Genomic DNA, 350 nt, shown 5'->3' with positions numbered 1-350 from the left:
TTTTAAGGAGCTAAAACTATGCAACAAGTTGTCTTACCCATCAAAGATTCAAACGTTCTTAAAGAGGTTCAAGATACGTTACTCAATAACTTTAAAGCTGGCCGACGTAACTATACGATTTTTCAAGTTGGTAAAGCTACGCTACTGCGAGTGAGTGACGTTATGGGTTTAAAACAGACCGATATTTTTAATCTGGACGGTTCTATTAAACAAAATGCGTTCATTCATGATCGAAAAACTGGTAAGCCTAATACCTTGTACCTTAAACCAGTTCAAACAGAACTCTTATTGTATCGTCAATGGCTACTTGATCATCAGCTGGATTCTGAATGGCTCTTTCCTTCCATTCA

1 protein-coding gene is annotated in these 350 nt (G+C 37.1%); it reads left to right on the top strand.

Translation table 11 applies throughout. The annotated features are described in order from the left end of the window. Positions 1-18 precede the first annotated feature (18 nt). Positions 19-350, top strand: a 332-nt coding sequence (locus IV64_RS03140) for a site-specific integrase (protein WP_157060404.1), incomplete at its 3' end; no start/stop codon positions are given.

The sequence above is a fragment of the Lactiplantibacillus xiangfangensis genome, from assembly GCF_001438845.1.
Classification (GTDB): domain Bacteria; phylum Bacillota; class Bacilli; order Lactobacillales; family Lactobacillaceae; genus Lactiplantibacillus; species Lactiplantibacillus xiangfangensis.
The sequence above is the reverse complement of the archived record's forward strand: the minus strand, read 5'-3'. Positions and strand labels throughout refer to the sequence as shown.